The following is a 22846-nucleotide window of genomic DNA, read 5'->3' on the forward strand; positions in this document are numbered from 1 at the left end:
CCGCCCCAGTTTCCTGATGACCGTACGCGTGACGTTTGCCCACACATTTTTTTATGATTAATTTCTAAATCGGTTTAGTACAATTCCAGGTACTGATCGCGTTCCCACTGAGAAACTTGGGTCCGGTAAGAATTGTATTCCAGATTCTTCGCTTCGATAAAGCTTTGGAAGAGGTGTTCACCCATGGCACCACGCATGACATCGTCAGCAGCCAAATCCTTCAACGCGTTGTGTAGCGTGTCTGGTAGGTTGGTGATGTGATTTTCCTGACGTTCTTCAGCGTCCATGCGGTAGATATTCCGGTCAACGGCCTCTTGTGGTGCTAACTTGTTCCGTAACCCGTCCAGACCAGCTTCCAGAACTGCCGCAATTGCCAGATATGGGTTAGCTGCAGGGTCAACGCTCCGGAGTTCCAGCCGCGTTGATAAACCACGAGAATTTGGCACGCGGATCAATGGTGAACGGTTAGACCCAGACCAAGCGACGTAAACTGGGGCTTCGTAACCAGGCACTAAACGCTTGTAGCTGTTTACGATGGGGTTGCAGATCGCCGTAAAGCTCCGAGCGTGCTTGAGTAACCCGCCTAAGAAGTGATAAGCGTCCTCAGACAACTGCATATCCCCGCCGTCCTTGTCGAAGAAGGCATTGCCTTGGCCGTGGAACAGCGACATGTTCAAATGCATCCCTGAGCCGTTGATTCCTGCCAGTGGCTTCGGCATAAACGTTGCATACAGACCATACTTCCGCGCAATCGTCTTCACAACCAACTTAAAGGTTTGAATATTGTCAGCCGCCGTCAAGGCATCCGCATACTTGAAGTCGATTTCATGTTGACCAGGGGCCACTTCATGATGGGCTGCTTCAACATCAAAGCCCATTTCTTCCATCGTCAAAACGATTTCACGCCGACAATTCTCACCTAAGTCCATTGGGGCCATGTCAAAATAGCTCCCCTTGTCATTAAGTTCGGTCGTTGGTTTGCCATTTTCATCCATTTTAAACAGGAAGAATTCAGGTTCTGGTCCAATGTTAAAGTCCGTGAAGCCGGCCTTACGCATGTCATTTAAGACCCGAATCAAGTTGTTCCGTGGGTCACCAGCGAATGGTTTTCCATCCGTTGTGTAGACTTCACAGATCACTCGAGCAATCTTGCCCCGTTCCGTACTCCAAGGGAAAATCATCCAGGTTGAAAGGTCTGGGTACAGGTACATGTCACTTTCTTCGATTCGAACGAAACCATCGATGGAAGAACCATCAAACATCAACTTGTTTTCGAGCAACTTTCCAAGTTGGCTGATTGGCACCTCAACGTTCTTGATCGTTCCGAATAAGTCGGTAAACATTAACCGTAAGAATTTGACATTTTCATCCTTTGCCATCTGACGAATGTCATCCTTGGAATATTCTGGTTTTGCCATTAAAATCGCTCCCTGTCAGTTTTTTTCTCGTCTAATACCACGGTTTAAAGAGGTCGTTGCTGATGTAGCCCTGACGACGGTTGACTGAAGCCGCTCTGACGAATGAATTCATCCTGCAAAATACGGCGGACATCTTCATCGGTCAATGGTCGCTTTTCAGCCGCTTGTTTTGCCTGTGCGGCTCGCTGCTGTTGCTCGTAAATGGCTTTAATCCCCGCAACGTTGACCCCATCGGCCAAGTAGTCCTTAATTTCTAGCAAGCGGTCAACGTCATTTAGCGAGTACAACCGCCGATTGCCGTCACTCCGCTCGGGAGAAACCAAGTCCTGAGCCTCATAGTAACGAATTTGACGCGCTGTTAAGCTCGTTAATTTCATGACGGTTCCCATTGGCAAAACAGCCAATGAACGCCGCAATTCCTTTTCCTTCATCACTACCGGCCCCCTTTAACTATGATGCCATCATACCACGCTGAAAACGGGAGTCAAGCTCACATGTCACGTTTTATGACATGAACCCCTAAAATCTTTAATTCTTTAATTAATTGTAAGAACTAAGGACGTGAATCAGGGATAGTGTTCCATGTGCTCAGTAAGTGAACATTTGCCTGATTTAGTAGAAAACCCAACTTGAGCCCTCGTGATTTGCGAGACTTCAAGCTGGGTTTTACCATTTTTCAGCCCTATCTGCCGGCCGGTAAGGCAACTAGACCACTAAATTGCCTAGTTTTAGGACCACTGTTGTTGCTAGAATAAGCGTAGGTCGTGCTTTGAGGCTTTCAACCTTTAACACGCACTAAGTAATCGTCAGCTTTTCAGCCACTGCGCAACGTGCGCTTCAATTTGTGCACGTTGTTCGGGGTGTTGGACCAGATCATACCACGTCGCCGTTGTCTGATTGCGAAACCACGTGAGTTGGCGTTTTGCATAGTGCCGCGAATCTTGCTTGATTAAATCGATAGCGGTCGCTAGCTTATCGGGTTGGTTTATGACCGGAATCAATTCGCGGTAACCAATACCGGTAGCCGGCGGAAGGGTCGCTCCCCCCTGGTTAACCAGCCATTTGACTTCGTCTACTAGACCGTCCTTGATCATGAGATCGACCCGCTGATTGATTCGTTGATAAAGTAAAGCCCGATCAGTGTTTAGTGCCACGTAGCAGTCATCGTACTGGGGGCCGCCATTATCCTGATGTGAGAATAGCTTCCCCGTGACTTGAATGACCTCTAACGCCCTTACCGTCCGTCGCACATTGGTTTGCGGAATCTTGGCGGCCGCTTGTGGATCCTGCTCGTTTAGCCGTTGCCACAAGTACTGGGGCCCCTTTTCCTGAGCAACCCCACGGAGTTGGGCCCGGACATCGGCATCACCAGGCGCTTCTGCCCCTAACTTCAAGCCATCAAAGAGCGCCTGTAAATAAAACCCGGTTCCCCCGGCAATAATCGGCAAATGTCCTCGCTGGCGAATCTCCGGAATCAATTTCTGTGCCGCCGCAACAAACTCGGCCACGGTAAACTGCTGGGTCACGTCACACACATCGATCAAATGATGCGTTGCCTGGGCCTGTTCGGTGGGCGTTGCCTTGGCCGTCCCAATATCCAAATGACGGTAGACCTGCATGGAGTCGCCCGAAATGATCTCCCCGTTGAACTTTTGCGCCAGCGCGATTGCGAGCGCCGTCTTGCCCACCGCGGTCGGACCTACAATCGCTAAGACCTTTTCCAAGATGATACGCCTCCCTGAATTTTGGTGCGCAGTGCCACGGCACGGGCCGGATAATCTGTGATCAGTCCCGCAAAGTGGTGCCGCAAGCAGTACGTCATGTCCGCCTCACTGTTGACCGTCCACGGTCGCAGTTGGGCATGGGGTAACCAGAAACGATGGGCCTTCACCCAGTGGATATCCGGATGCAAGCCCCCAACTTGGTGACGCCGCTGCATTAATTTTGCCTGACGTCCAGCCGTTTTAAAGAGCTTCGCGTATTCTGCCTGCGGATATAGGGTCCGTAATGTCAAAATGGACTTGGCCCGGAAGCTGGAGAATACCAACCGAAAGGGCACTGGTTGTTGCTCAAAGTACGCAGCCAAACGCTGTTCGATCCCTGGATAATGAATCTTGTTGGTTTTAAGTTCTAGGTTAAAAACGCCGGTAAAATTGTCCGCAATCAGCAACTGAATGACCTCATCTAGCGTTGGAATCTGGGTCCCAGCATAGTCTGGACTGAAACGACTCCCCGCATCTAACCGTTTTAGTTGCGTCAACGTTAGGTCTTTGATAAAACCCTCACCATTAGTCGTCCGGTCGACCCGCTCATCGTGCATAATGACTAGCTGCTGGTCTGCTGACAGTTGAACGTCGGTTTCGATACCATCAGCTCCCGCATCCAATGCCGCCTGAAAGGCCAGCAACGTGTTCTCAGGACGGGTCCCCTTGCTCCCCCGGTGTGCAATGATCTGCGTTGGTTGTTTGGTAAACATGGCTTCAACTCCTCTTGAAAAATTTAAATACTAACTTGCAATTCGTCAATGACTTCATAAGTAAGATTACCACAAAACTTGCATGACTTTAAAACGAATCGTGAGTTGGCGCGGCTGCAATCAAGTCAGGTCAGCGAACCCTACCAATGTGACTGACTGTTTGCCTACAACTGCTGCTACCTTGACTCGACACTGAACCGTCTGCTTTCTCTCACCTCATGCGGATAGTCAGGTTAAACATGACCATTCTTCATCTGACCATGAATCGCTGTAAATCACTAGCAATTTAGTCACAAAACCAGCATAATGGAAGCGGATAACTAAATTCTTAAATGATGGGAGTCGAATGCTATGAAACATTTCACAAAAGGATTTTTGTTTGGTGTCGTCGCAACCGCTAGTGCCGTCGCTGGTGCCGTCTTTTCATTTAAAAAGAAGGTCGTTCAACCCATTGAAGACCAAGAATCACGTTTCGAAGAAAATCGGAAGCGTGCAAACCGCAAGAGCCATTCCGCTCACAACGGTTAGTCGCTTACACCATATAAAAAGAGCGTCGCGGAAAAAATCCGTGACGCTCTTTTTTTAACTGCTATTGTCGAAACGTGTGACTGAGGACAACCGGTTTCACCTGATCCTGAATTAAACCAGTTAAACCTAAGAACCATCCGCACCAGTACACCATCCTCGGTCGCACCTTTAGGACTAATATTTTGTCTTTTTCGTCTTACCTTGCCAACGTGAGTAACCCGTCTTTAAGATATAGATTTGATTGTATCCTTCTTTACCCAACATCAAGGCAGCCCGGGTGCTCAGTGTTTTCCCCTGATCATACAGGTAGACTGGCAGATCCGCACGAATTTCTTGATGGTAGGCTTTAAACGTTGAGAAAGGAATACTCCGGGCGCCTAGAATATGGCCCGCATCAAAGTCCTTCTTTTCCCGCAAGTCGACAACTTGTGCCTTACGGAGACCCGCTTGAAACGTGTCCTCGTCGATAAGGGTAGCGACGCGATTACGCCGAATGACTGTGGCTAATTCCCAACCGCCCCATGCGACTAACAAAATGATCAGGATGATGGTATAAATCGTCATCCCGGAGATTGCACCAATTACCAAAACTAAATCGTCCTTCCTGGCTTTTACTAGTTACTCTTTTGGAACCGCAATGCCAATGAAGCGGCCCCAATAACACCTGCATCATTTCCTAACTGTGCCAACCGGAGCTTCGTTGAATCACGAACGGCTGGGAAAGCATTTTCTTGGAAGTAACGCGTCGTTGGCTGTAATAACGTGTTACCGGCATTAGAAACACCACCACCAATGATAATGTTAGCGGGATTCAAAATGTTAGCAACGTTAGCCAAAGCCAACCCTAAGTAGAACGTGACCCGGTCAACGACTTGGTTAGCCAAAATGTCACCATTGTCGGCCAAGTAGAAGATCATTTTAGACGTTACACTCTCTTGATTATCTTCCATTTCCTTTAAGCGTGACGTGCCCATGAAGTCTTTAGCCATGTCAGCGGCGACGTGAACGACCCCGGTAGCGGAAGCGTATTGTTCGAGACAGCCACGCTTGCCACACGTACACAGGTAACCATTGGGCTGCACCGTAACGTGGCCTAATTCACCAGCGCCACCGTTAATGCCGTGTAAGAGCCGGCCACCAGCGATGACCCCACCGCCGACACCGGTACCTAACGTGACAAAGACCACATCCGCATCTTTTTCACCGGCACCCTTCCAGTATTCACCCAGAGAGGCGACGTTCGCGTCGTTGTCCAAGATAAACTGTAAACCGATACCCGCTTGGATCTGGTCACGAACCTGTTGCCGTTTCTTCCAGTTTAAGTTGAAGGCACCAATAACCGTTCCGTTTTCAATATCTACGGAACCAGGTGTCCCCATCCCGATACCGATAAAATCATCTTTACTAAATTCTGAATTTGTAATGTGTTGGTTAATCGACTCAATAATGTTTGGGACAATATGACTGCCCTCATCAGAGATATCGGTGGGAATATTCCACTTCGTCAAGACTTCCCCAGAAACAGAGAGGAAAGCCATTTTCGTTGTGGTACCACCTAGATCGATTCCAATTAAATTCCGTGCCATAACTCTAAATCCCTCCAATGGATTGGTGTTTATCTCTTGCTCGTTGTTCTTCTAATCGGTGTTCATGCGTCAGAACCACCTTGGCCTGCACAAAAGTATGATCATCCACCACGCGCGCCTGGCGCAAATGGTCTAGTTCTAGTGCCATGACCTCAATATCCCAAAGCCGTTTGCCCACGTACACATAAATACCGAACTTTTTAAGTAGCTGCTGAACATCATATAACGTTTTCATTGTGCCACAACCTCCGTGAAATTGCACGAGTCATTTTCGTTGACTATTGCGCCATACCGTGTAAATACAGCCAGACCAATCCAACAATTAGAACAACAGTCGCTACAATTCTCTTGATTACGCTAACCTTACCAATTCGAGGGACACCAACTGTATACGCTACCAAAAAGCCCACGACCAGCCCGCCTAGGTGACCAGCCATATCAATGCCCGGCGTGAAGATATCGAACGCCAAGTTCATGATGATAAAGGCCATGAACGTTCGCGCAATTTGACGAATAACTGGATTCTGCCAGAAGGATTCGCCGAGCATCAGGAAAGCCCCGAATAGCCCGAAAATTGCGGTACTCGCTCCTGCGGACAAGCTATCTGAGAAGCAGAAGCTGGCCACGTTTCCCCCAATTCCAGCAATCAGAAACATCGCCAGAAATCGGGTATGGCCAAACGCCGCTTCGATCTGGATACCCACAAAGTACAGGGTGATCATGTTCATCAAGATATGCGTAAACCCAATGTGCAAGAACATTGGGGTGAATAACCGCCACCACTCGCCTTGCTGAATCAAGACATTGACCTTAGCGCCAAACGTGATCAAAACGTTGACGTCGGTGCTACCACCGGCCAAAGTCATGGCGCCGTACACCAGCACCATGATCACAATCAAGCCGACCGTCATAAATGGATATTGATCAAGCCGGCTGAGTCGATACTTAAGTTGCGTCACCACGAGGCTTCCTTTCTATTCTATAACTGTGCGGCTAAAACCGCATCTAATCTGACATCAAATGCTTCAACGGTCCAATTGGGGTGACTCGCTTGTTGTGCAGGCAATGCCAGTGACACCTTAAACGCAGTCGTCTTTGGCAAGTAGCGATCATAATAACCGCCCCCAAAGCCTAATCGCTCACCGGTAGCCGCAAAAATGAGGCCTGGGACGACAATCAACCCAAATTGGTCTGGCGCAATAATTTCGCCATCAACGGGTTCTAACAGGCCAAATTTGCTCCGCTCGAAGTTTGTGCGGTCATCCACCACGTGAAAAGCCATTTGCCGATGCGGTAACGTCTCGGGTACGGCAACGACCTTGCCCTCTGCCCGTGCGCGATCGATGATCGGTTGTGTTGCCAGTTCAAAGCCACTACTAATCGTGGTCGCAATCTTACTAGCCGCTTGCCACTCTGGTAGTGCCCACAGCTGCTGATAAAGCTGATCACTAGCAGCTAGTCGTTGCTCAGCCGGCATGGTTTTGAGTGCCTGAATCGTCTGCTGTCGCAATTCTTTCTTGGTTGCCATGGTGACGCCTCCCTAATCAATTCTCATTCTCTTTAACTTTATATTTGCAACGATTCTGGTGCATCAATAGTACCACGCGAGCAACAGCCATCGACTGAAACCCGTATGTGTTGCTCGCACCGGCCCGACTATCATTCGGTCGGGTACCATCCGTATTAGCCATCCAAGGACGACCATTAGTCAAACTACTGTTGCCCCTTCAACTTTTAGCTACAAAAAAAGGTGCGGACTCTCGCCCGTACCTTACTTAGTTTCACGATGCAAAGTTACTTTCCGGTCACGTGGGCAGTATTTCTTAAATTCAACCCGGTCCGGGTTATTACGCCGGTTCTTGCTGGATAAGTAATTGCGTTCGTGGCATTCTGTACATTCTAAAGTGATGTGTACACGCATTGTGGGTAACCTCCCAACTTGTTCAGAATTACAGGCTAGAGCCCTTAACTCGTAATATACTACCATTAATCCGGCGCAATTACCAGTCATAATCCCAAATATGTTAAGGAAAAATACTTAACAGCTGTCAGAAACCTTTCCTCACTAGGCTTTAAGCCCTACTCAATCGTTGTTTTAGACTGAACCGTCTTCCAGTACGCTGCGTAGATCTTTTTGGCCAATTGCATGTTGTTATCTTCGGCGTTAACCCCCAAGTTCGGCATTGCCAAGGCCACGACCACCTGTGGATTCTTCTCAGGAGCGTAAGACGCCAAACTCAGCGTAACGGTCTCATGACCCTTATAATAAGTTTGCGCCGTCCCAGTCTTAGCCGAGATTCCTGGTGAAATGGAGGATAAACTCCCACCAGTCTTGTAGGTGTTGGAACCGTGAACCACATCATATAACCCTTCGGTGACCAGCTGCTTTTCAGCAGTCGTCATTCCGATTCGGTTCAAGACCTTCGGTGTCACCGTTGATTTGACGGCCCCCAGTTCACCAGTTGACGTGGTCCCACGAATAGAATCAACCACGTGTGGTGCAATCCGAGTTCCCCCGTTAGCAATGGTCGACATGTACTGACCAACCTGTAAAACGGTGTAAGCGTCGTAGTTCCCGAAGGACAGATCCAAAGCATTTCCAATGTGGGCGAAGCTGCTAGACCCTTTCAATCCGGTACTTTCACCTGGTAAGTCAATTCCGGTGGAAACCCCTAACCCAAATTGGTTAAAGTAACCCCGTTCCTTAGCGAAGATACCGGTATCCATGGTCAAAGCGGAGCCGGGAACGTAGTTGAATTTGGCTTCCTTCATGGCTAACTGCATCATATAGGAGTTAGAAGAAACTTCCAGCGCCGTCGATGCATTGACCGCAATGTTGGCACTCCCACTATGGTTAAACCAAGAAGACTTCTTGACCCCACCAACGTTAATGACTTTATCGGTCAAGGTATTGTTAGATGGTGTGATCACACCATCCATCAACGCACCAGAAACCATGGCCCCCTTGACAACGGACCCCATAACAATATCACTGTTCATGGCACCCAAAGCGTTCGTGGTAATCTTGCCCGTGGATGGATCACGATCGACCCCGGCCATCCCAATGACACCACCCGTATTCGGGTTCATTACGATGGCGTACGTCCCGGTTGAGTAGCCACCTGCACCGGATTCCGCAGAATGAACCAGTGACTGCAGTTGACTTTGGAATTTCGAATTGATAGTCAGTTGTAGGTTATCCCCCTTCTGACCACCGTACTTCTTAACTTCCTTGGTCACCGTGTTGTTACCAGCAACTTCAACCTGCTTTTCAGCCTTAGTTCCTCGCAGAACGGACTCGTACTCTTGTTCCAAGTAGGATTGCCCCACACTGTCATTTCGAGAATAGCCTTGTGCGAGTAATTCATTGACCCGATCACTGGGTAGCCCCGTCTTTTCAGACGAAACCGTCCCGATGATCGACCTGATCGATGACCCGTTCGGATAATCCCGTGACCAACTCGTCCCCACCTGAACCCCAGGCATTTCAGACAGATGCTCACCAATTTGAGCGATTTCTGTGCTTGAAACGCCAGAATCCTTGATGTACGTGGTCGACAGCGCATAGGCACCACTCATTTTCGCAAAAATAGCGGCCGCGTTCTGTTGCGTTTTCGTTAATTTAAATGAGGAATCATTCTGTAAATAACTCAACGCCTTGTTGTACAACTGGGTGGTTGACATCCCTTTCGTCCCGGACAGCTTTCCTTCAACCGCCTTTAACCGCTTTTGATCGGTTAAATAGTAGTCGATGGCCTGCCGAGGCGTCAGAGAACTAGTCGAAACCGTTAAATAACGGCCCAACTTGTTCGCAATATCGTACATACTCGTCGATAATACGTTGACCCCCTTGGTATAGGAGATGGCTTGATGGGCCTTATTCCCAACCAAGACCTTACCCGTGGAATCGTAAACCATCCCCCGCTGAACGTTGGTGGTTTCAATCGTGGTATCGGTCGAATTGACCTCTGCCTTAAATTGCGTCCCGTACATCACCTGCAAGTACGCTAACTGACCAATCAGCGCCGCAAATAACAGGGCAACAATAATGAAAAGAAAGTTTAACCGAAACGGGATCTCTGACTTCGTGGGACCGCCACTAGACCGTTGATTTCGGTTACTAACGCGATTATAAAAATTCTTCACAACAGCTCTGCTCCTTATTGTACTGCACCTATTTTACCAAACTTCATCGCTAGTCACTATCCCGCTACCGAAATTTAATGATTTTATGCTATTCTAGAAGCCTAGACAAAATAACACTAGTCATTCTAGCATAACTCAAGCAACCGTTTAGTCACTGGTCGGGCTCTTTACAAAATCTAAACTTTTCAAGCTAATTAAGTGACGTTTCCTTTTAGTATATTACACTATGAAGGCAAACAAGCATATTGGAAATACTTTTCAAAGGCCGGATTTGTGTAAAATGGGCACTTACCGTGAGCACCACGCCAACTGACACTGCCACTCGGCAACCTCGCGTTGCTTGGCCCTGGAGTGACTTTTGAAACACAACTATTTTTAAGATTGAGGTGGCTTATTTGCAAGCACGAAAAAGACGCTGGTCACTGACCCAACGTCAATTTACCCTACTTGGGGCTTTTCTGACGCCCTTTATTCTGATGACCGTCTACTTTATCTACCGTCAAATGGCACCATTTGGCTCTAGTAGCCTGTTAACTGTGGATTTAGGCCAACAGTACATCGACTTTTTCGCCTACCTCAGGCGGGCACTCCTGCACGATCCCAGCAGCATCTTCTACTCCTTTGCCAATGGCTTAGGGGGCGAGATGCTGGGAACTTGGTCGTACTATTTATTGAGTCCACTAAACTGGATCTTACTGCTGTGTCCGGGGACGTCCCTAACAACTGGTGTTTTCCTCCTGACTGTCTTCAAATACGGTCTTTCCGGATTGACCTTCGCTTGGTTGTTGGACAAAACTACGAAACAGACTGGTTTGAAAGCCATTACCTTCGCCACGGCCTACGCCTTAATGGGCTGGTCGATTGCCAACCAGCTGAACGTGATGTGGCTTGATGCCGCCTACCTCTTACCGTTGATTTTCTACGGGCTCTACCTGCTCATGCAGACCGGTAAATGGCACACGTACGTCATCTGGCTGACCATCATGTTAGTCGTGAATTACTACATGGCTTACATGATCTGCCTTTTTATGATTCTTGCCTTTATCTGGTTTGCCGTCGACCGATTCACTAATTGGCGGCATTTCTGGAGTCAAACTTTCCGGTTTGCTTGGACCTCGGCCGCTAGTGGGCTACTCGCTGCGTTTGTACTGCTGCCGACCTGGTGGTCACTCTCCCAAAGTAAGGCGCAATACACCGTGACCTCTTTTAAATGGAAATTTGAGTTTTTCCCGCCCAAAATGTTAGCGAAGTTCTTTATGGGGGCCTTTAACTTCGACCAAATGCCTGACGGGACGGCCAACCTCTTCATCGGCGCCATCGCCCTGCTAGGAAGCCTATTTTTCTTCAGCGATCGGCGCATTCGGCTCAGAAGTCGGCTTACGGCCGGCCTCATCACCATTTTCCTCGCATTATCCTTGTGTGTTCAACCCCTGGATCTGCTGTGGCACGCTGGTCAATTCCCCGTTTGGTACCCGTATCGCTTCTCATTTATCGTCAGTTTCTGGCTGATTTGGCTAGCCGCGCAAACACTGACCAACGACTTTCAACCTGGTTGGCTGGCAATCGCCGTTGTCACCTTACTGGTCGCGGCCGGCAGTGCCTACGTTGCACTCAACCTGAAAAAGTTCGCGTTTCTCTCATGGAGTCAAGTGCTATTAGGCCTGCTATTTATCATCTTTGCCCTCGCCTTGATAACGCTCCCGATTCACTATCACTGGATCTACCCACTGGCCTTCTTCGTCATTGGGGTCACCGAAATCAGCGCCAACGCCTTTATTTCACTGAATAACATCAGCTACGTCTCGCAAGGTGAATATGGTAATTATACCAATGAACTCCAACGCTTAGTTAACCGTGTTCAAAAGCAAGACACCAGTGCTTACCGGATTGGCAAGACCTTCTTACGGACTAAAGGGGATGCCTTTCAAACGGGCTACAATGGCGGCGGTGTCTTCTCCTCTGTCCTGACTAAGACTACCCCAGCCTTCTTCGGCAACATTGGAAACCCTGACGGGGATGGCTTCGTGGAATACAGTAATGGCACACTCGTCACCGATTCCCTGCTGAATATGAAATATTATTTCCAGCAAAAACAACTGGCGGGCGCTTTGGGTGGGACCAGCATTCTGCCAGCATCGACCAATAAGGCCGACCTAACCGATTACCGTATCACCAACCAAGATCACTGGGCCACGACTTACCGTAACCCCTACGCCCTGCCGATGGGGTATGCCGCCAGCTCACAGATTCTATCATTAAAGAATAAAACGGCCGATCCTGCACAATATCAGGCCAACTGGCTAGCTGCTTTGACTGGCAATGCGCATGATCAGCACCTCTACACAGCAGAAAACTTTAATCAGGTCGACTTCCAAAATCTTGGTCAGCAAACTAAGATCACTGGGGCCATGCTGCAAAAGAAAAACCTGCTGAAACCCGCCAAGATCACGTTGACATTTAAGCCAACCAGCAATGATGCCTATTACCTGACTTTTGGCTCCACCGTTAATCCAGACAACGCGACCTTCATCCTGAATGGCAAGCAACTGGATCAATACAAGACTTATCGCAACACGATTCTAGTGAGTGCGGCTGATCATGCCAAAGGGAAGACTCAGAAACTCACGATTCAGCTCAAGAAGGGGTCGCTGTGGCTCCAAAACTTCACACTGTACCGTCTGAATACGGCCACGTTCCAACGGGCGGTCAAACACTTGCAAGCCCACCCTTGGCACCTAACCAAGCACTCAAATCGTTACTTCAGTGGGACGATTACCACGACCCAACCCGGTCAAGTTCTAAACACCTCAATCCCTTATTCCAAGGGATGGCACGCTACTGTCAACGGCAAGGCGGTCAAGACCTACAAGACGTTGAACATGTTCACTGCCGTCAAGCTGCCTAAGGGCAAGCAGACGGTAACACTTGCCTACTGGCCACCACTCTTAAATGCCGGTCTGCTCATCAGCGGCGGTACGTTCATCGGATTACTCGGTGGCTGGTGGTTCTTCCGAAAACGTCAGTAAAACACGATTTGTAAATGAGTCAAAAAAATCTCACCAGTGCGCTAATCGCAGTGGTGAGATTTTTTTATATTTAACGGTCAAGTTCACCGTTATCATCGTAAATGTAGGTCGGGCCGTCAGTTTGTGGGTCATAGTCAACTGTCAGGTCGTACCCCACGAAGAACCATTGGTCGCCTTCAGTAATGTAGTAAGTCACATCGTCTTTCTTTTCAGTAACGATGGGGTCTCGCGGATTATCATCAGGGGTCATTCCCAAAGAGAATCCTTGGTGAACGGGCGTCTTGCCGTAGACCTTACCAAAGAAACGAATCCCCCGGCCAGTCATTCCCATTTCATCACGGAACCATTTGCTGGCTGCATCAGTAACTGTAATCTTCATAATTATAAGACTCCTCTTAAGCAGACTATGAATCCGTTTTCAGTATCATTTATACCACGTCAAGGAGGTCCTTGGCAAGTATCATTTCACAAACTGTATTATGCACGATTTAATTGTGCTTAGCCAGTAAAGTGCTCAATCGACCGCGACTATTTGGGCTAGTCGCCGTAGTCAAAAAAATGACGCCACGGCAATTACCCTCCGCGACGCCATTCACGACTTTCAGCCGAAATTTTTAAGTTTATTCAACCGCTAAAATCTTAACGGACATGTCGCCACCTGGTGTGTTGAAGGTGACTTCTTCCCCATTCCGGTGGCCCAAGAGGCCCTTAGCGATTGGCGAATCGTTAGAGATCTTACCTGACATTGGATCTGCTTCCGCGGCGCCAACAATCGTGTATTCTTCAGGTTCCTCATCGGGAAGTTCCTTGAAGGTCACCTTCTTGCCGACCGTAATTTCATCCTTGTCGGTAGAATCATTGTCGATGATCTGCGCGTATTGTAGCATCCGCTCAACGGTACTGATTCGCGTCTCTAACATACTTTGTTCGTCCTTAGCTGATTCATACTCGGAATTTTCAGAAAGGTCACCATACGACCGGGCAATCTTGATCCGATCGATAACCTTGGGCCGTTGAACCATTTTTAAGTCCTCAAGCTCCTTTTCCAGCTTTTCCTTACCTTCTTCAGTCATTGGATACATCTTGTCTTGTGCCACACTGGCCACCCCTTTATCTTTTTTATGTTATTGGCCGCCACTGCGAACCAACTTTAAATTTTAAATTTTAGAAAAGGTTAGCCGTCATCCAGCTAACCCGTCCTATTCTATATGCTTGTATCTGGATTGTCAAAAACTTCTTTATTCCCACTGGCTTCCAAAATGGCCCGAATCTTGGTGACTAACAAGTCAATGGCCACCTGATTCTCACCACCTTCTGGAACAATCAGGTCAGCGTAACGCTTCGTTGGTTCAACGAATTGGTGATAAGTTGGCTTAACCGTTGCCAAGTATTGCTGGATAACAGATTCCAGCGAGCGACCCCGTTCGTTCATATCCCGTTGAATGCGGCGAATGATCCGAATATCATCATCGGTATCAACGAAGACTTTGATGTCCATGAGATCCCGCAAACGTTCATCATCCAAAATTAAGATACCTTCCAAAATGATGACATCCCGTGGTTCCTGGTGAATCGTCTCCTTACTTCGCGTTGACAAGGTGTAGTCGTAAACGGGTTTCTCAATGGATTCGTAATTCAGTAACTGTTTCAGTTGCTTAACCAAGAGATCCGTATCGAAGGCTAAGGGGTGGTCATAGTTGACGGCTGCCCGCTCTTCCATCGTCATATCATCCTGATTATTGTAGTACGAATCTTGTTGTAAGATCATAATGGAGTGTCCAATCAACTGATTGAAGATTGCCCGACTAACGGTCGTCTTACCGCTACCAGAACCCCCGGTAACCCCAATAATGATTGGTCGCTTTTTGTTTGCCAACACTGTCGCCATCCTTTATTTATTATCGCTTGCTAATGAACTCGTTTTTTCCTGATGCTGTGCATAAGTTTCGGAGAAGTAGACCTTCCCCGTCTTGGTATTCGCGATGAAGTAATAGTACCCCTTCTTCCGGTCCGTTGGGTGTAAGACCGCCTTTACGGAAGAAACGCTTGGATTGTCGAAAGGTCCTGGCCCGTAACCCGTATGAATGTAAAGGTTATAAGGCGATTTCTTCTTCAAGTCACTATACGTTAAGGTCTTCTTCGTCGTCTTCAAGGCATACTGAACGGAAATATCAGATTGTAAGGCCATTCCGGCATCAATCCGGTTCAAGAAGACACCCGCAATCTTATTCCGGTCAGCTTGGGTCACCCCTTCGCGTTCAACCAGCGAAGCCAGCGTTAGCGTTTCTTGCACCGTCAACTTTTGCTTCTTGATCGTCGCGTAACTGCCCTGCAAATTTTGATCCGTTTTATCAACCATTTCCGTAATCAATTGCTTTAAGGTCATCTTCTTGCCAGCTTGATAAGTTGCTGGTGCCAAGTAACCTTCCAAACGGTACCGAACATTTTTCGCCTGTTTAGCTGAGCCCAAAAGCTGTGGGTGTTTCGCTGCCAATTGGTTAAAGAATGCCTTGTCCGTGATCACACTCATGAACTCTTTTTTGGTGAAGTCCGTCTGAATTGGAATCTCAGCAGCCAGCTGATCGACCGTCTCGCCCTCACGAACTAAGACCTTGCCAGCTGTACTCTGAATTGGTTCAGCTGAACCGCCCTTTTGTAACTGCTTGGCGATCTGTTTCAACGTCATCGACGGCTTCAACTGGTAGTAACCTGCTCGGAAATTGGTAAATTTATTTGATTTAACGTAGTAGTTAAAGACCATACCACTCTTAACCACTTTTTTATCCTGTAGAATTTGCCCAATTTTATTGGACGTCGCCCCCATAGGAACATCAACCTGAACGACGTTATTGTTGCTGGAATCCATCGGTTTTAGTGCTGATTGAAAATAATGATACCCAATGAATCCAATCGCCACGGCCAAAATGACCAGTAGGCTTACCACACCAACCATAATTCGCCGAACAAACGAGCGTTTATTCCCCGAATCTTGCCGCGATGGGGTGGGATTTGTGCCATTATCCAACTTATTTCCTCCGTTCTATGCCATAGTCTTCTCCATTATACAGAACTTCCCCGTTCACGGAAACCGGAAAGCGCTACTTTGAGGAAAATGTAATCTTTTGGCTCGAAACGGTCAGCATTTTCCACGGTCTCCCAGCAGATAACCTCGTATTGGTAATGGATCAGCATGTGCAGCGCCTAAACTTACTGGCACAGTTTTCGCATCCCATCAAGCCGTCATCCCCAGGCAATCACTAATTTCACACCAAAAGACGTTGCCACAACCCATTCTGGGGGCATTGGCAACGTCTTGGCTTGTTCAGTTTGCATCGTTTTTAGCGGTGATAGCAAGTTCTGAACGACTTGCAACTTACTAATCTACACGTATTTAGACTAACGAATCTCAGCACCTAAATCGTCTTGGAGCCGCTTCTCAACCTTTTCAAAGGCCTGAGTAACTGCATCATCGACTAACGTTTCGTGTTTGTCTTGATACGTCAACGTGTAGGCTAAGGACTTCTTGCCCTTTGGTACCTTCACGCCATCGTACACATCGAATAGCTTGACGGATTGTAAGAACGCGCCGCCACGCTTCTCAATCAACGCGACGATTTGGTCGTTCGTGACCTCATCTGGCACTAACATGGCAATGTCTCGTGTAATTGCTGGGTAACGGGAGATCACATCGTATTGATTTTCCTGTTTAGGCATATCAATAATGGCCTGGAGGTTCAGTTCAAAGACATAAGTGGCCCCAATCTTGAACTTCTTCGCAATCGTTGGGTGAACTTGGCCCATGAACCCAATGCGGTGACCGTGGACTAAGATATCCGCCGTCCGACCAGGATGCATCTCTGGCATGTCCGCATTGGCTTCATAAGTCACGTCACCGTTGATAGCCATATCCTTCAGATAAGCCGCAACGATCCCCTTGATTTGGTAGAAATCAACGTCTTTAGCTGGTTGGTTCCAGCCGGCAGGCATCAATGTCCCAGTAATGGCTCCAGCAATGTGTTCTTCTTCGCTTGGCCGGTCATTACCATCTTCGCGGTAAAAGACCCGTCCTTGTTCGTACAAGGCAACGTCTTTCACCTTCCGTGCCGTGTTGTAGGCAATGTCGTCTAACAATCCCGTCACCACGTTCATCCGCAATACGGCATGATCCGTACTCATTGGCCAAGCCAAGTCAGTCTCCGCACTTGGTTGCATCATGAACATCTTGGCCTTGTCAGCCGTGGTCAACGCATAGGAAATAGCTTGGTTCAATCCTAAGCCCTCTAAAGAATGCCGCGTTGCCCGCATTAATTTCTGAGCACTCGTCAGCGTTCCCATCGTCATCCGCCCCGTAGGTAAAGTCGTTGGCAATTCATCGTAACCGTAGATCCGCGCAATTTCTTCCAGAAGATCCGCTGGAATGTGGATGTCATTTCGCCGAATTGGGACGGTGACCGTCATGTCTTCACCAGCCGTTGCAACCGTAAAGCCGAGGCTTTCTAAGATGTGAACGACTTTAGCTAACTCGAGAGTCGTGCCCAAGACCGCATTCACGTGCGTCAGTGACAGTGGGATAACGGCTGGTTCCGGCACATTGTCCGATCCCACAGCAGTGCCCGTCTGAACGACGCCGTCTGCCAAGTCCGTCATCATTTCTGCAGCGGCATCTAAAGCATCCTGAACACCGGCACGGTTAATGCCCCGCTCGAAACGTTGGGAAGCGTCTGTATGCAGATTGTGGCGTTGGGCAGCCTTCCGGATGTGATCATGCTCAAAGACTGCGGCTTCAATTGCAACCGTAGTCGTTTCGTCAGTAATCGACGTGGTCAGTCCACCCATGACACCGGCTAAGGCGATTGGGGCTTGGTCATCTGCAATCACGATGTCGTGGTCGTCTAGATCATGTTCACCTTCATCAAGCGTCGTTAACTTTTCCCCCGCCTTGGCATTCCGAACGTAAACATCTTGTCCGGCAAACTTGTCATAGTCGAAAGCATGTAGTGGCTGGCCGTACTTCAACATAATGTAGTTCGTGATATCGACCACGTTGTTGATTGGCCGGTAGCCAGCGTTCCACAGCCGAATCTGTAGCCACATTGGACTTGGTGTAATCTTTACCTGCTTCACTAACCGCATCCGGTATTGAGGTGCCAAATCGGCATCGGCATGAATCGTCAATTGATCAGCAATTGCCTCACCGGTTTCCTTAACCTCGGGTTGGTCTAATGTCACTGGCTTGTCATAGATGGCAGCCAAGTCGCGTAACGTCCCATTTAAACTCAACATGTCCCCACGGTTAGGCGTCACGTCTAAGTCGATCAGACTGTCGTTCATTCCCAGGTAATCGTAAACGTCATCCCCAGGCGTTGCGTCAGCCGGTAAGACGTAGATACCATCAACGTAATCCTTAGGCACCACGTCATCGGAGAAACCAATTTCTTGTAAGGCACAGATCATCCCGGCAGAGGGAATCCCACGCATCTTAGACTTCTTGATCTTCACATTGCCCGCAATTCGTGAGCCTGGTAAAGCCACAATGACCATTTGGCCCTTGGCAATGTTCGGGGCACCACAGACGATTTGTAAGGGCTCGTCTTCGCCGACATCCACCTGGCAAATGTGCAAATGATCTGAGTCTGGATGTGCTTCAACGGACAGGACGTGGCCAACGACGATTTTCTTTAACCCTTCACTGGGCGTGACCACATCGTCAACTTCAACGGAAGTCCGTTCGATCTTTTCCGCCAAGTCGACGGGTTTAACGTCTAAATCTAAATATTCTTTAATCCAATTGTATGAAATCTTCATGGTTGGCGGTTATCCTTTCTTTGTGAATTGCGTGAGAAAACGAACATCGTTCAAGTAGAAGTTCCGGATGTCATCGACACCGTACTTCAGCATTGCAAACCGATCCGGACCAACCCCGAAGGCAAATCCGCCGTAAACGTCGGGATCCACACCGGCCATCTTCAAGACGTTTGGATGCACCATCCCGGCACCGAGGACTTCGATCCAACCAGTATTCTTGCAGACGTTACAACCCTTACCACCACAGTTAAAGCAGGTGATATCGGCTTCAACGGAAGGTTCCGTGAATGGGAAGTAGCTAGGTCGCAGCCGAACGTCGAATTTATCACCAAAGAGTTCGTGCGCTAAGACCTGTAAGGTTCCCTTCAAATCAGCCATCGTGATGTGTTTGTCAATAACTAGCCCTTCCACTTGATGGAACTGGTGAGAGTGGGTGGGATCATCGGTATCACGTCGATAAACGACACCGGGGGAGATCATCTTAAGTGGGCCTTGACTGAAGTCATGTTTCTCTAGCGTCCGGGCCTGCATTGGTGAGGTTTGCGTCCGCATCAGGATTTCCTTGGTAATGTAGAAGGTATCCTGCATGTCACGAGCTGGATGGTTCTTCGGCAAGTTCATCATTTCAAAGTTGTACTTGTCTTCTTCAACTTCAGGACCGCTAAGCACCTGGTATCCCATGCCCAAGAAGAGATCTTCGATTTGGTCAATGATCTGTTGGATCACGTGCGGTTCGCCCTTCGCTACCGGCGTCCCTGGTAAGGTCACGTCGATTGTTTCGTTGGCTAACCGTGCATTTAACACGGCATTTTCTAACTCTTCTCGCCGCTTAGTTAAAGCCGCCGTCAAGTCATCCCGAATTTCGTTCGCAAAAGCACCGACCTTGGGCCGTTCTTCGGCGTCTAAGTCGCGCATTCCCCGTAGGACTTCAGTAATGGGACCTTTTTTACCCAGCAATGAGACCCGCACCTGATTAACGTCCTTTAGGTCAGTAGACTTCTTGATTTCTGCCAGACCGCGTTGGTGCAGTTCGTCTAATTTATCTTTTAACGACATACGTCATCCTCCATTTTTTTATATCCTAGTACCAAAAACATTCCATCAATTCCGCGTCTGAAGCCAATAAAAAAGGCTTCCTCCCCATAAATATAGGGACGAAGCTTCGCGGTACCACCCTGATTCAGTCGAAAGTCCAGAGACTTCGACCACACTCAGTCGTGATAACGGTCACTTACCGGAAAATCATTCATCGTCAACTTGACGACTCCCGATTCCAACTCAGGAACTGAATTCACCCGCTAATCCGAAGTTTGCTTCCAGTCATGGCAAACTCTTCCTGACAAATCGCGCTGGCTACTACTTTTCCATCATCGCTTTTGAAATATTACGTATTTTAAGCCTAACGAACTTCGCTAGGTCTGTCAACCTACTTCTGGTTACTTTCGGTTGGACAATACCACTTATCAGACCACGCATGAACAGCCGTCATAATATCTTTAAACTCTTGGCCCTTCTGCGTTAACTCGTATTCGATCAAGGCATTGTCCGGGAACGTTTGGCGTAAAATAATGCCGTTAAGTTCCAACTCTTTTAACCGTTCAACTAGGACCCGATCACTACAGCGCGGAATCTTCCGGGCCAGATCACGGAATCGTTGTGGTCCTTCTTGAAGTAAAACGTCAATAATTAAGCCGTTCCATTTCTTGCCCAGAAATGAGAAGGTTTGTTCGAACCGAGGACACAGTTCAAAATCAACCGTGTGCTCATCCTTTTTATCTGGTGATATCATTTGCATTATTAGTTTTGCCTCCCATCCACGTTTCGTTGAAACTAGGCGTTAGGCGTGAGTTTGCTCATCAGGGCTTCCACACGTTTACGGGCGGGACCACAGAATTCGTGAACTGCTTCGTAATCATCCACCAGAGAAACAATCGCACTTTCCCGGTATTTCGGCGTTGCTAAGGTAGCGCCCCACATATGCTTCAAGATGATATCCTTTTCCATCGGGCTCAGGTCCGTCAGCTTTTCAGCATTCCGGAGTGCCACTCGGGGATGGATAAACGCATGCGAACCCAAGTTAAACTTCGTCGTCCGCCAATCATAATAAAACAAGTCATGTAACAACCCACCCCGCGCAACGGCCCGGGTATTCAAACCAAGTTTCTTTGCGATCAAATAACTGTTGTAGGACACTGAAATACAGTGTGTTAATCGGTCAGAGTGATGGTGCTGGGTATAATTCGCCAGGCGTTGAACCGGCTCCTTGGCCAACAAATCAGAAACTAAAGCAAGGTACTCGGGGTCATCACGCCAAGTCAGTTTGGTCATAGAATGCTTCCTTTTCATTTTAAATTATGATTTTTAGTCACTTAATTACCCTATATCATACGTTCTTTTGCGTAAATTGCAACCATTACGTTCTATTTGTCAGGGTATTTACCATTTTTTAAAGAATATCCGGTCAACGGTGGCGCGGTGGCACCCTCAAGGCTGTGCATCTCTCCTGAGGATCGGTCTCATCAGTTCGACCTGACCCGACCAAGCGCGTCAGTCCGGATTAACCAACCAGCCGGAACATCACCACGCCAGCAGCAACTGCCACGTTCAGAGATTCTGCTTGTCCCTTAATCGGAATATACAGGTTTCGCGTGGTCAATTGCTGAAGGTCAGGAGCCATGCCGTTACCTTCATTTCCCATTACAATAGCACCAGCCGTTAATGCCGGAACGTCACGATAGTCCTTCGCTTGCGGGTCAAGGTTCGTGCCATAGACCGGTAATTGGCGGCCTGTAAAGGTTGAAATCCAGTCATGAAGGTCCGCTTCAACTAACTCAATATGGAATTGACTCCCCTGCATCGATCGCAAAACTTTGGGTAGGAACCGACTTGCCGTCCCCTTGCCAAAGACAACGCCGGTCAATCCAGCAGCATCTGCCGTTCTAACCATGGTCCCAATATTCCCCGGATCCTGAACGTAATCGAGAAAAAGCCACACCCCTTTAGCCGTTGTGGGATCACCAGCGGTATCCTTTGGCAATGGAACTGTCGCAAATATCCCCTGTGGCGTTCCCGTATCCCCCAACGTCTGGGCAATACTGTCAGTTAGTTCATAAATCGCCACATCAGCCGGCAATTCAGCAGCATGGTCGGCTAATTGCGCCGCTGTTCCCATAATGGCAGTCAACAGTTGGTGCGCCTTGATGGCTTCTTGCACTAAATGCCAACCTTCTAATAGGTAAGTCTGGGTCGCTTTGCGGCCTTTTTTGCTGGTCAATGACCGCCATTGTTTGACCTTTTTGTTTTGACCCGATGTAATTTTTTCTCTCACTGGTGATGACTCCCATCTCAAATTTATTCATGCTCATTGATTTCAATAAGTCCCGTCAGGCACACCCACAACTAGTGACCTGTTTTTCAGTTTCACTTTCGCTTTAATCTTACCATACTACTAGGCAAGACTGGGACCCGCGCGTTATGATTAACCTAAAAGTTTCACCTGTAAAGGAGGTCGCCAATTGGAAACAAAGCATATTTTAGTCACCGGACAGGTTCAGGGTGTCGGCTTTCGCTGGTCAACGACCCGCTTAGCTAAACAGCTAGGTATCACGGGAACCGTCAAAAATCTCCCCAGCGGTCAGGTTGCCATCATGGCGAGCGGTGACCCCGACCAACTAGCCACATTTATCGCGCAACTCCGCCAAGGCACAACACCCTGGGTGGTCATTACGGACCTAGATATCACGGACCGTCCTGCTCATCACTTTAGGGATTTTCGGATTATTATTTGAAAAAGCCCCTCAAATCAAGTAAGATGTTTGATGTTAACGGCAATTTGGTCGTTTGGGGGCGTCTACGCTCTAC

At 48.3% G+C, this 22846-nt stretch carries 23 protein-coding genes and 1 other annotated feature; of the genes, 3 read left to right on the forward strand and 20 right to left on the reverse strand.

The genetic code is table 11. The features are described from left to right. Window positions 1-74 precede the first annotated feature (74 nt). From glnA to FAY32_RS03400, 4 genes are all read right to left on the reverse strand, one after another. Complete coding sequence (gene glnA / locus FAY32_RS03385; RefSeq protein ID WP_143462052.1) at window positions 75-1418, reverse strand: type I glutamate--ammonia ligase; 1344 nt, start codon at window positions 1416-1418, stop codon at window positions 75-77. Window positions 1419-1462: 44 nt separating this feature from the next. After that, window positions 1463-1849 carry a MerR family transcriptional regulator gene (locus tag FAY32_RS03390; RefSeq protein WP_143462053.1) on the reverse strand — a complete coding sequence of 129 codons (387 nt, stop codon included), beginning with the start codon at window positions 1847-1849 and terminating at the stop codon, window positions 1463-1465. A 375-nt stretch (window positions 1850-2224) separates the two neighbouring features. After that, a complete protein-coding gene (miaA, locus tag FAY32_RS03395; RefSeq protein WP_143462054.1) occupies window positions 2225-3142 on the reverse strand; it encodes a tRNA (adenosine(37)-N6)-dimethylallyltransferase MiaA in 918 nt (305 codons plus the stop codon). Further along, window positions 3127-3894 carry a glycerophosphodiester phosphodiesterase gene (locus FAY32_RS03400; RefSeq protein WP_143462056.1) on the reverse strand — a complete coding sequence of 256 codons (768 nt, stop codon included), beginning with the start codon at window positions 3892-3894 and terminating at the stop codon, window positions 3127-3129. The genes miaA and FAY32_RS03400 overlap by 16 nt, the downstream gene beginning before the upstream one ends. 351 nt (window positions 3895-4245) lie before the next feature. On the opposite strand from FAY32_RS03400, the gene FAY32_RS03405 reads away from it, so the two are divergent. After that, window positions 4246-4422, forward strand: a complete 177-nt coding sequence (locus FAY32_RS03405) for a DUF3042 family protein (RefSeq protein ID WP_048736212.1) — start codon at window positions 4246-4248, stop codon at window positions 4420-4422. Between the two features lie 174 nt (window positions 4423-4596). Here the strand turns inward: FAY32_RS03405 and FAY32_RS03410 are convergent, their stop codons facing one another. The 7 genes from FAY32_RS03410 to FAY32_RS03440 all read right to left on the reverse strand — a co-directional run bounded on the left by FAY32_RS03410 (window position 4597) and on the right by FAY32_RS03440 (window position 10154). Then, the gene (locus FAY32_RS03410; RefSeq protein WP_225428275.1) at window positions 4597-5010 is read right to left on the reverse strand and encodes a rhodanese-like domain-containing protein; all 414 of its coding nucleotides are present in this window, start codon (window positions 5008-5010) and stop codon (window positions 4597-4599) included. Between the two features lie 26 nt (window positions 5011-5036). Beyond that, on the reverse strand, window positions 5037-6008 hold the full coding sequence (locus FAY32_RS03415; RefSeq protein ID WP_143462057.1) for an ROK family glucokinase: 972 nt from the start codon (window positions 6006-6008) through the stop codon (window positions 5037-5039). A gap of 4 nt (window positions 6009-6012) precedes the next feature. Then, the gene (locus FAY32_RS03420; RefSeq protein WP_048736215.1) at window positions 6013-6243 is read right to left on the reverse strand and encodes a YqgQ family protein; all 231 of its coding nucleotides are present in this window, start codon (window positions 6241-6243) and stop codon (window positions 6013-6015) included. 43 nt (window positions 6244-6286) lie between these two features. Then, window positions 6287-6967, reverse strand: coding sequence for a rhomboid family intramembrane serine protease (locus FAY32_RS03425; RefSeq protein WP_143462058.1), 681 nt, complete (start codon window positions 6965-6967; stop codon window positions 6287-6289). Window positions 6968-6987: 20 nt separating this feature from the next. After that, the gene (locus tag FAY32_RS03430; protein ID WP_143462059.1) at window positions 6988-7536 is read right to left on the reverse strand and encodes a 5-formyltetrahydrofolate cyclo-ligase; all 549 of its coding nucleotides are present in this window, start codon (window positions 7534-7536) and stop codon (window positions 6988-6990) included. Between the two features lie 243 nt (window positions 7537-7779). Then, the gene (gene rpmG / locus FAY32_RS03435) at window positions 7780-7929 is read right to left on the reverse strand and encodes a 50S ribosomal protein L33 (RefSeq protein WP_011667723.1); all 150 of its coding nucleotides are present in this window, start codon (window positions 7927-7929) and stop codon (window positions 7780-7782) included. 158 nt (window positions 7930-8087) lie between these two features. Continuing rightward, window positions 8088-10154, reverse strand: coding sequence for a peptidoglycan D,D-transpeptidase FtsI family protein (locus FAY32_RS03440; RefSeq protein WP_143462060.1), 2067 nt, complete (start codon window positions 10152-10154; stop codon window positions 8088-8090). A gap of 386 nt (window positions 10155-10540) precedes the next feature. Here FAY32_RS03440 and FAY32_RS03445 point away from each other — a divergent pair, with 386 nt between their 5' ends. Continuing rightward, window positions 10541-13180, forward strand: a complete 2640-nt coding sequence (locus FAY32_RS03445; RefSeq protein WP_225428276.1) for a YfhO family protein — start codon at window positions 10541-10543, stop codon at window positions 13178-13180. Between the two features lie 70 nt (window positions 13181-13250). Here FAY32_RS03445 and FAY32_RS03450 read toward each other — a convergent pair whose 3' ends face one another. The 9 genes from FAY32_RS03450 to FAY32_RS03490 form a co-directional block, all read right to left on the reverse strand. Beyond that, complete coding sequence (locus FAY32_RS03450) at window positions 13251-13559, reverse strand: HesB/YadR/YfhF family protein (RefSeq protein WP_143462063.1); 309 nt, start codon at window positions 13557-13559, stop codon at window positions 13251-13253. Between the two features lie 241 nt (window positions 13560-13800). Beyond that, entirely contained in the window at window positions 13801-14277 is a 477-nt protein-coding gene (greA, locus tag FAY32_RS03455) for a transcription elongation factor GreA (protein WP_143462065.1), read from the reverse strand. Between the two features lie 107 nt (window positions 14278-14384). Further along, a complete protein-coding gene (udk, locus tag FAY32_RS03460) occupies window positions 14385-15068 on the reverse strand; it encodes a uridine kinase (RefSeq protein ID WP_404820117.1) in 684 nt (227 codons plus the stop codon). A 3-nt stretch (window positions 15069-15071) separates the two neighbouring features. Then, complete coding sequence (mltG, locus tag FAY32_RS03465; protein WP_143462068.1) at window positions 15072-16205, reverse strand: endolytic transglycosylase MltG; 1134 nt, start codon at window positions 16203-16205, stop codon at window positions 15072-15074. Window positions 16206-16576: 371 nt separating this feature from the next. After that, window positions 16577-18985: a phenylalanine--tRNA ligase subunit beta gene (gene pheT / locus FAY32_RS03470; RefSeq protein ID WP_143462069.1), complete on the reverse strand. Its 2409-nt coding sequence runs from the start codon at window positions 18983-18985 to the stop codon at window positions 16577-16579. A gap of 9 nt (window positions 18986-18994) precedes the next feature. Next, on the reverse strand, window positions 18995-20041 hold the full coding sequence (gene pheS, locus FAY32_RS03475; RefSeq protein WP_143462070.1) for a phenylalanine--tRNA ligase subunit alpha: 1047 nt from the start codon (window positions 20039-20041) through the stop codon (window positions 18995-18997). 91 nt (window positions 20042-20132) lie between these two features. Next, window positions 20133-20365 (reverse strand) — a binding site (T-box leader). Window positions 20366-20411: 46 nt separating this feature from the next. After that, window positions 20412-20780: a winged helix-turn-helix transcriptional regulator gene (locus FAY32_RS03480; RefSeq protein ID WP_143462071.1), complete on the reverse strand. Its 369-nt coding sequence runs from the start codon at window positions 20778-20780 to the stop codon at window positions 20412-20414. A 35-nt stretch (window positions 20781-20815) separates the two neighbouring features. Beyond that, window positions 20816-21313 carry an HD domain-containing protein gene (locus FAY32_RS03485; protein ID WP_048736225.1) on the reverse strand — a complete coding sequence of 166 codons (498 nt, stop codon included), beginning with the start codon at window positions 21311-21313 and terminating at the stop codon, window positions 20816-20818. A gap of 229 nt (window positions 21314-21542) precedes the next feature. After that, complete coding sequence (locus tag FAY32_RS03490) at window positions 21543-22313, reverse strand: TrmH family RNA methyltransferase (protein ID WP_143462072.1); 771 nt, start codon at window positions 22311-22313, stop codon at window positions 21543-21545. 187 nt (window positions 22314-22500) lie between these two features. Between FAY32_RS03490 and FAY32_RS03495 the strand changes: the two genes are divergently transcribed. Next, a complete protein-coding gene (locus tag FAY32_RS03495; protein ID WP_143462073.1) occupies window positions 22501-22773 on the forward strand; it encodes an acylphosphatase in 273 nt (90 codons plus the stop codon). Window positions 22774-22846 lie beyond the last annotated feature (73 nt).

It is taken from the genome of Levilactobacillus enshiensis (assembly GCF_007115095.1).
In the GTDB taxonomy this organism is placed as follows: Bacteria; Bacillota; Bacilli; order Lactobacillales; family Lactobacillaceae; genus Levilactobacillus; species Levilactobacillus enshiensis.

Bases quoted from the DNA above. Each gene is read 5' to 3' on its own strand.
- udk (WP_404820117.1), bottom strand. From the start codon at position 15,068: ATGGCGACAGTGTTGGCAAACAAAAAGCGACCAATCATTATTGGGGTT.
- rpmG (WP_011667723.1), bottom strand. From the start codon at position 7,929: ATGCGTGTACACATCACTTTAGAATGTACAGAATGCCACGAACGCAAT.
- pheS (WP_143462070.1), bottom strand. From the start codon at position 20,041: ATGTCGTTAAAAGATAAATTAGACGAACTGCACCAACGCGGTCTGGCA.
- FAY32_RS03430 (WP_143462059.1), bottom strand. From the start codon at position 7,536: ATGGCAACCAAGAAAGAATTGCGACAGCAGACGATTCAGGCACTCAAA.
- FAY32_RS03485 (WP_048736225.1), bottom strand. From the start codon at position 21,313: ATGACCAAACTGACTTGGCGTGATGACCCCGAGTACCTTGCTTTAGTT.
- FAY32_RS03480 (WP_143462071.1), bottom strand. From the start codon at position 20,780: ATGCAAATGATATCACCAGATAAAAAGGATGAGCACACGGTTGATTTT.
- FAY32_RS03390 (WP_143462053.1), bottom strand. From the start codon at position 1,849: ATGAAGGAAAAGGAATTGCGGCGTTCATTGGCTGTTTTGCCAATGGGA.
- FAY32_RS03415 (WP_143462057.1), bottom strand. From the start codon at position 6,008: ATGGCACGGAATTTAATTGGAATCGATCTAGGTGGTACCACAACGAAA.
- glnA (WP_143462052.1), bottom strand. From the start codon at position 1,418: ATGGCAAAACCAGAATATTCCAAGGATGACATTCGTCAGATGGCAAAG.
- pheT (WP_143462069.1), bottom strand. From the start codon at position 18,985: ATGAAGATTTCATACAATTGGATTAAAGAATATTTAGATTTAGACGTT.
- FAY32_RS03400 (WP_143462056.1), bottom strand. From the start codon at position 3,894: ATGTTTACCAAACAACCAACGCAGATCATTGCACACCGGGGGAGCAAG.
- FAY32_RS03450 (WP_143462063.1), bottom strand. From the start codon at position 13,559: ATGAAGATTACAGTTACTGATGCAGCCAGCAAATGGTTCCGTGATGAA.
- FAY32_RS03420 (WP_048736215.1), bottom strand. From the start codon at position 6,243: ATGAAAACGTTATATGATGTTCAGCAGCTACTTAAAAAGTTCGGTATT.
- FAY32_RS03405 (WP_048736212.1), top strand. From the start codon at position 4,246: ATGAAACATTTCACAAAAGGATTTTTGTTTGGTGTCGTCGCAACCGCT.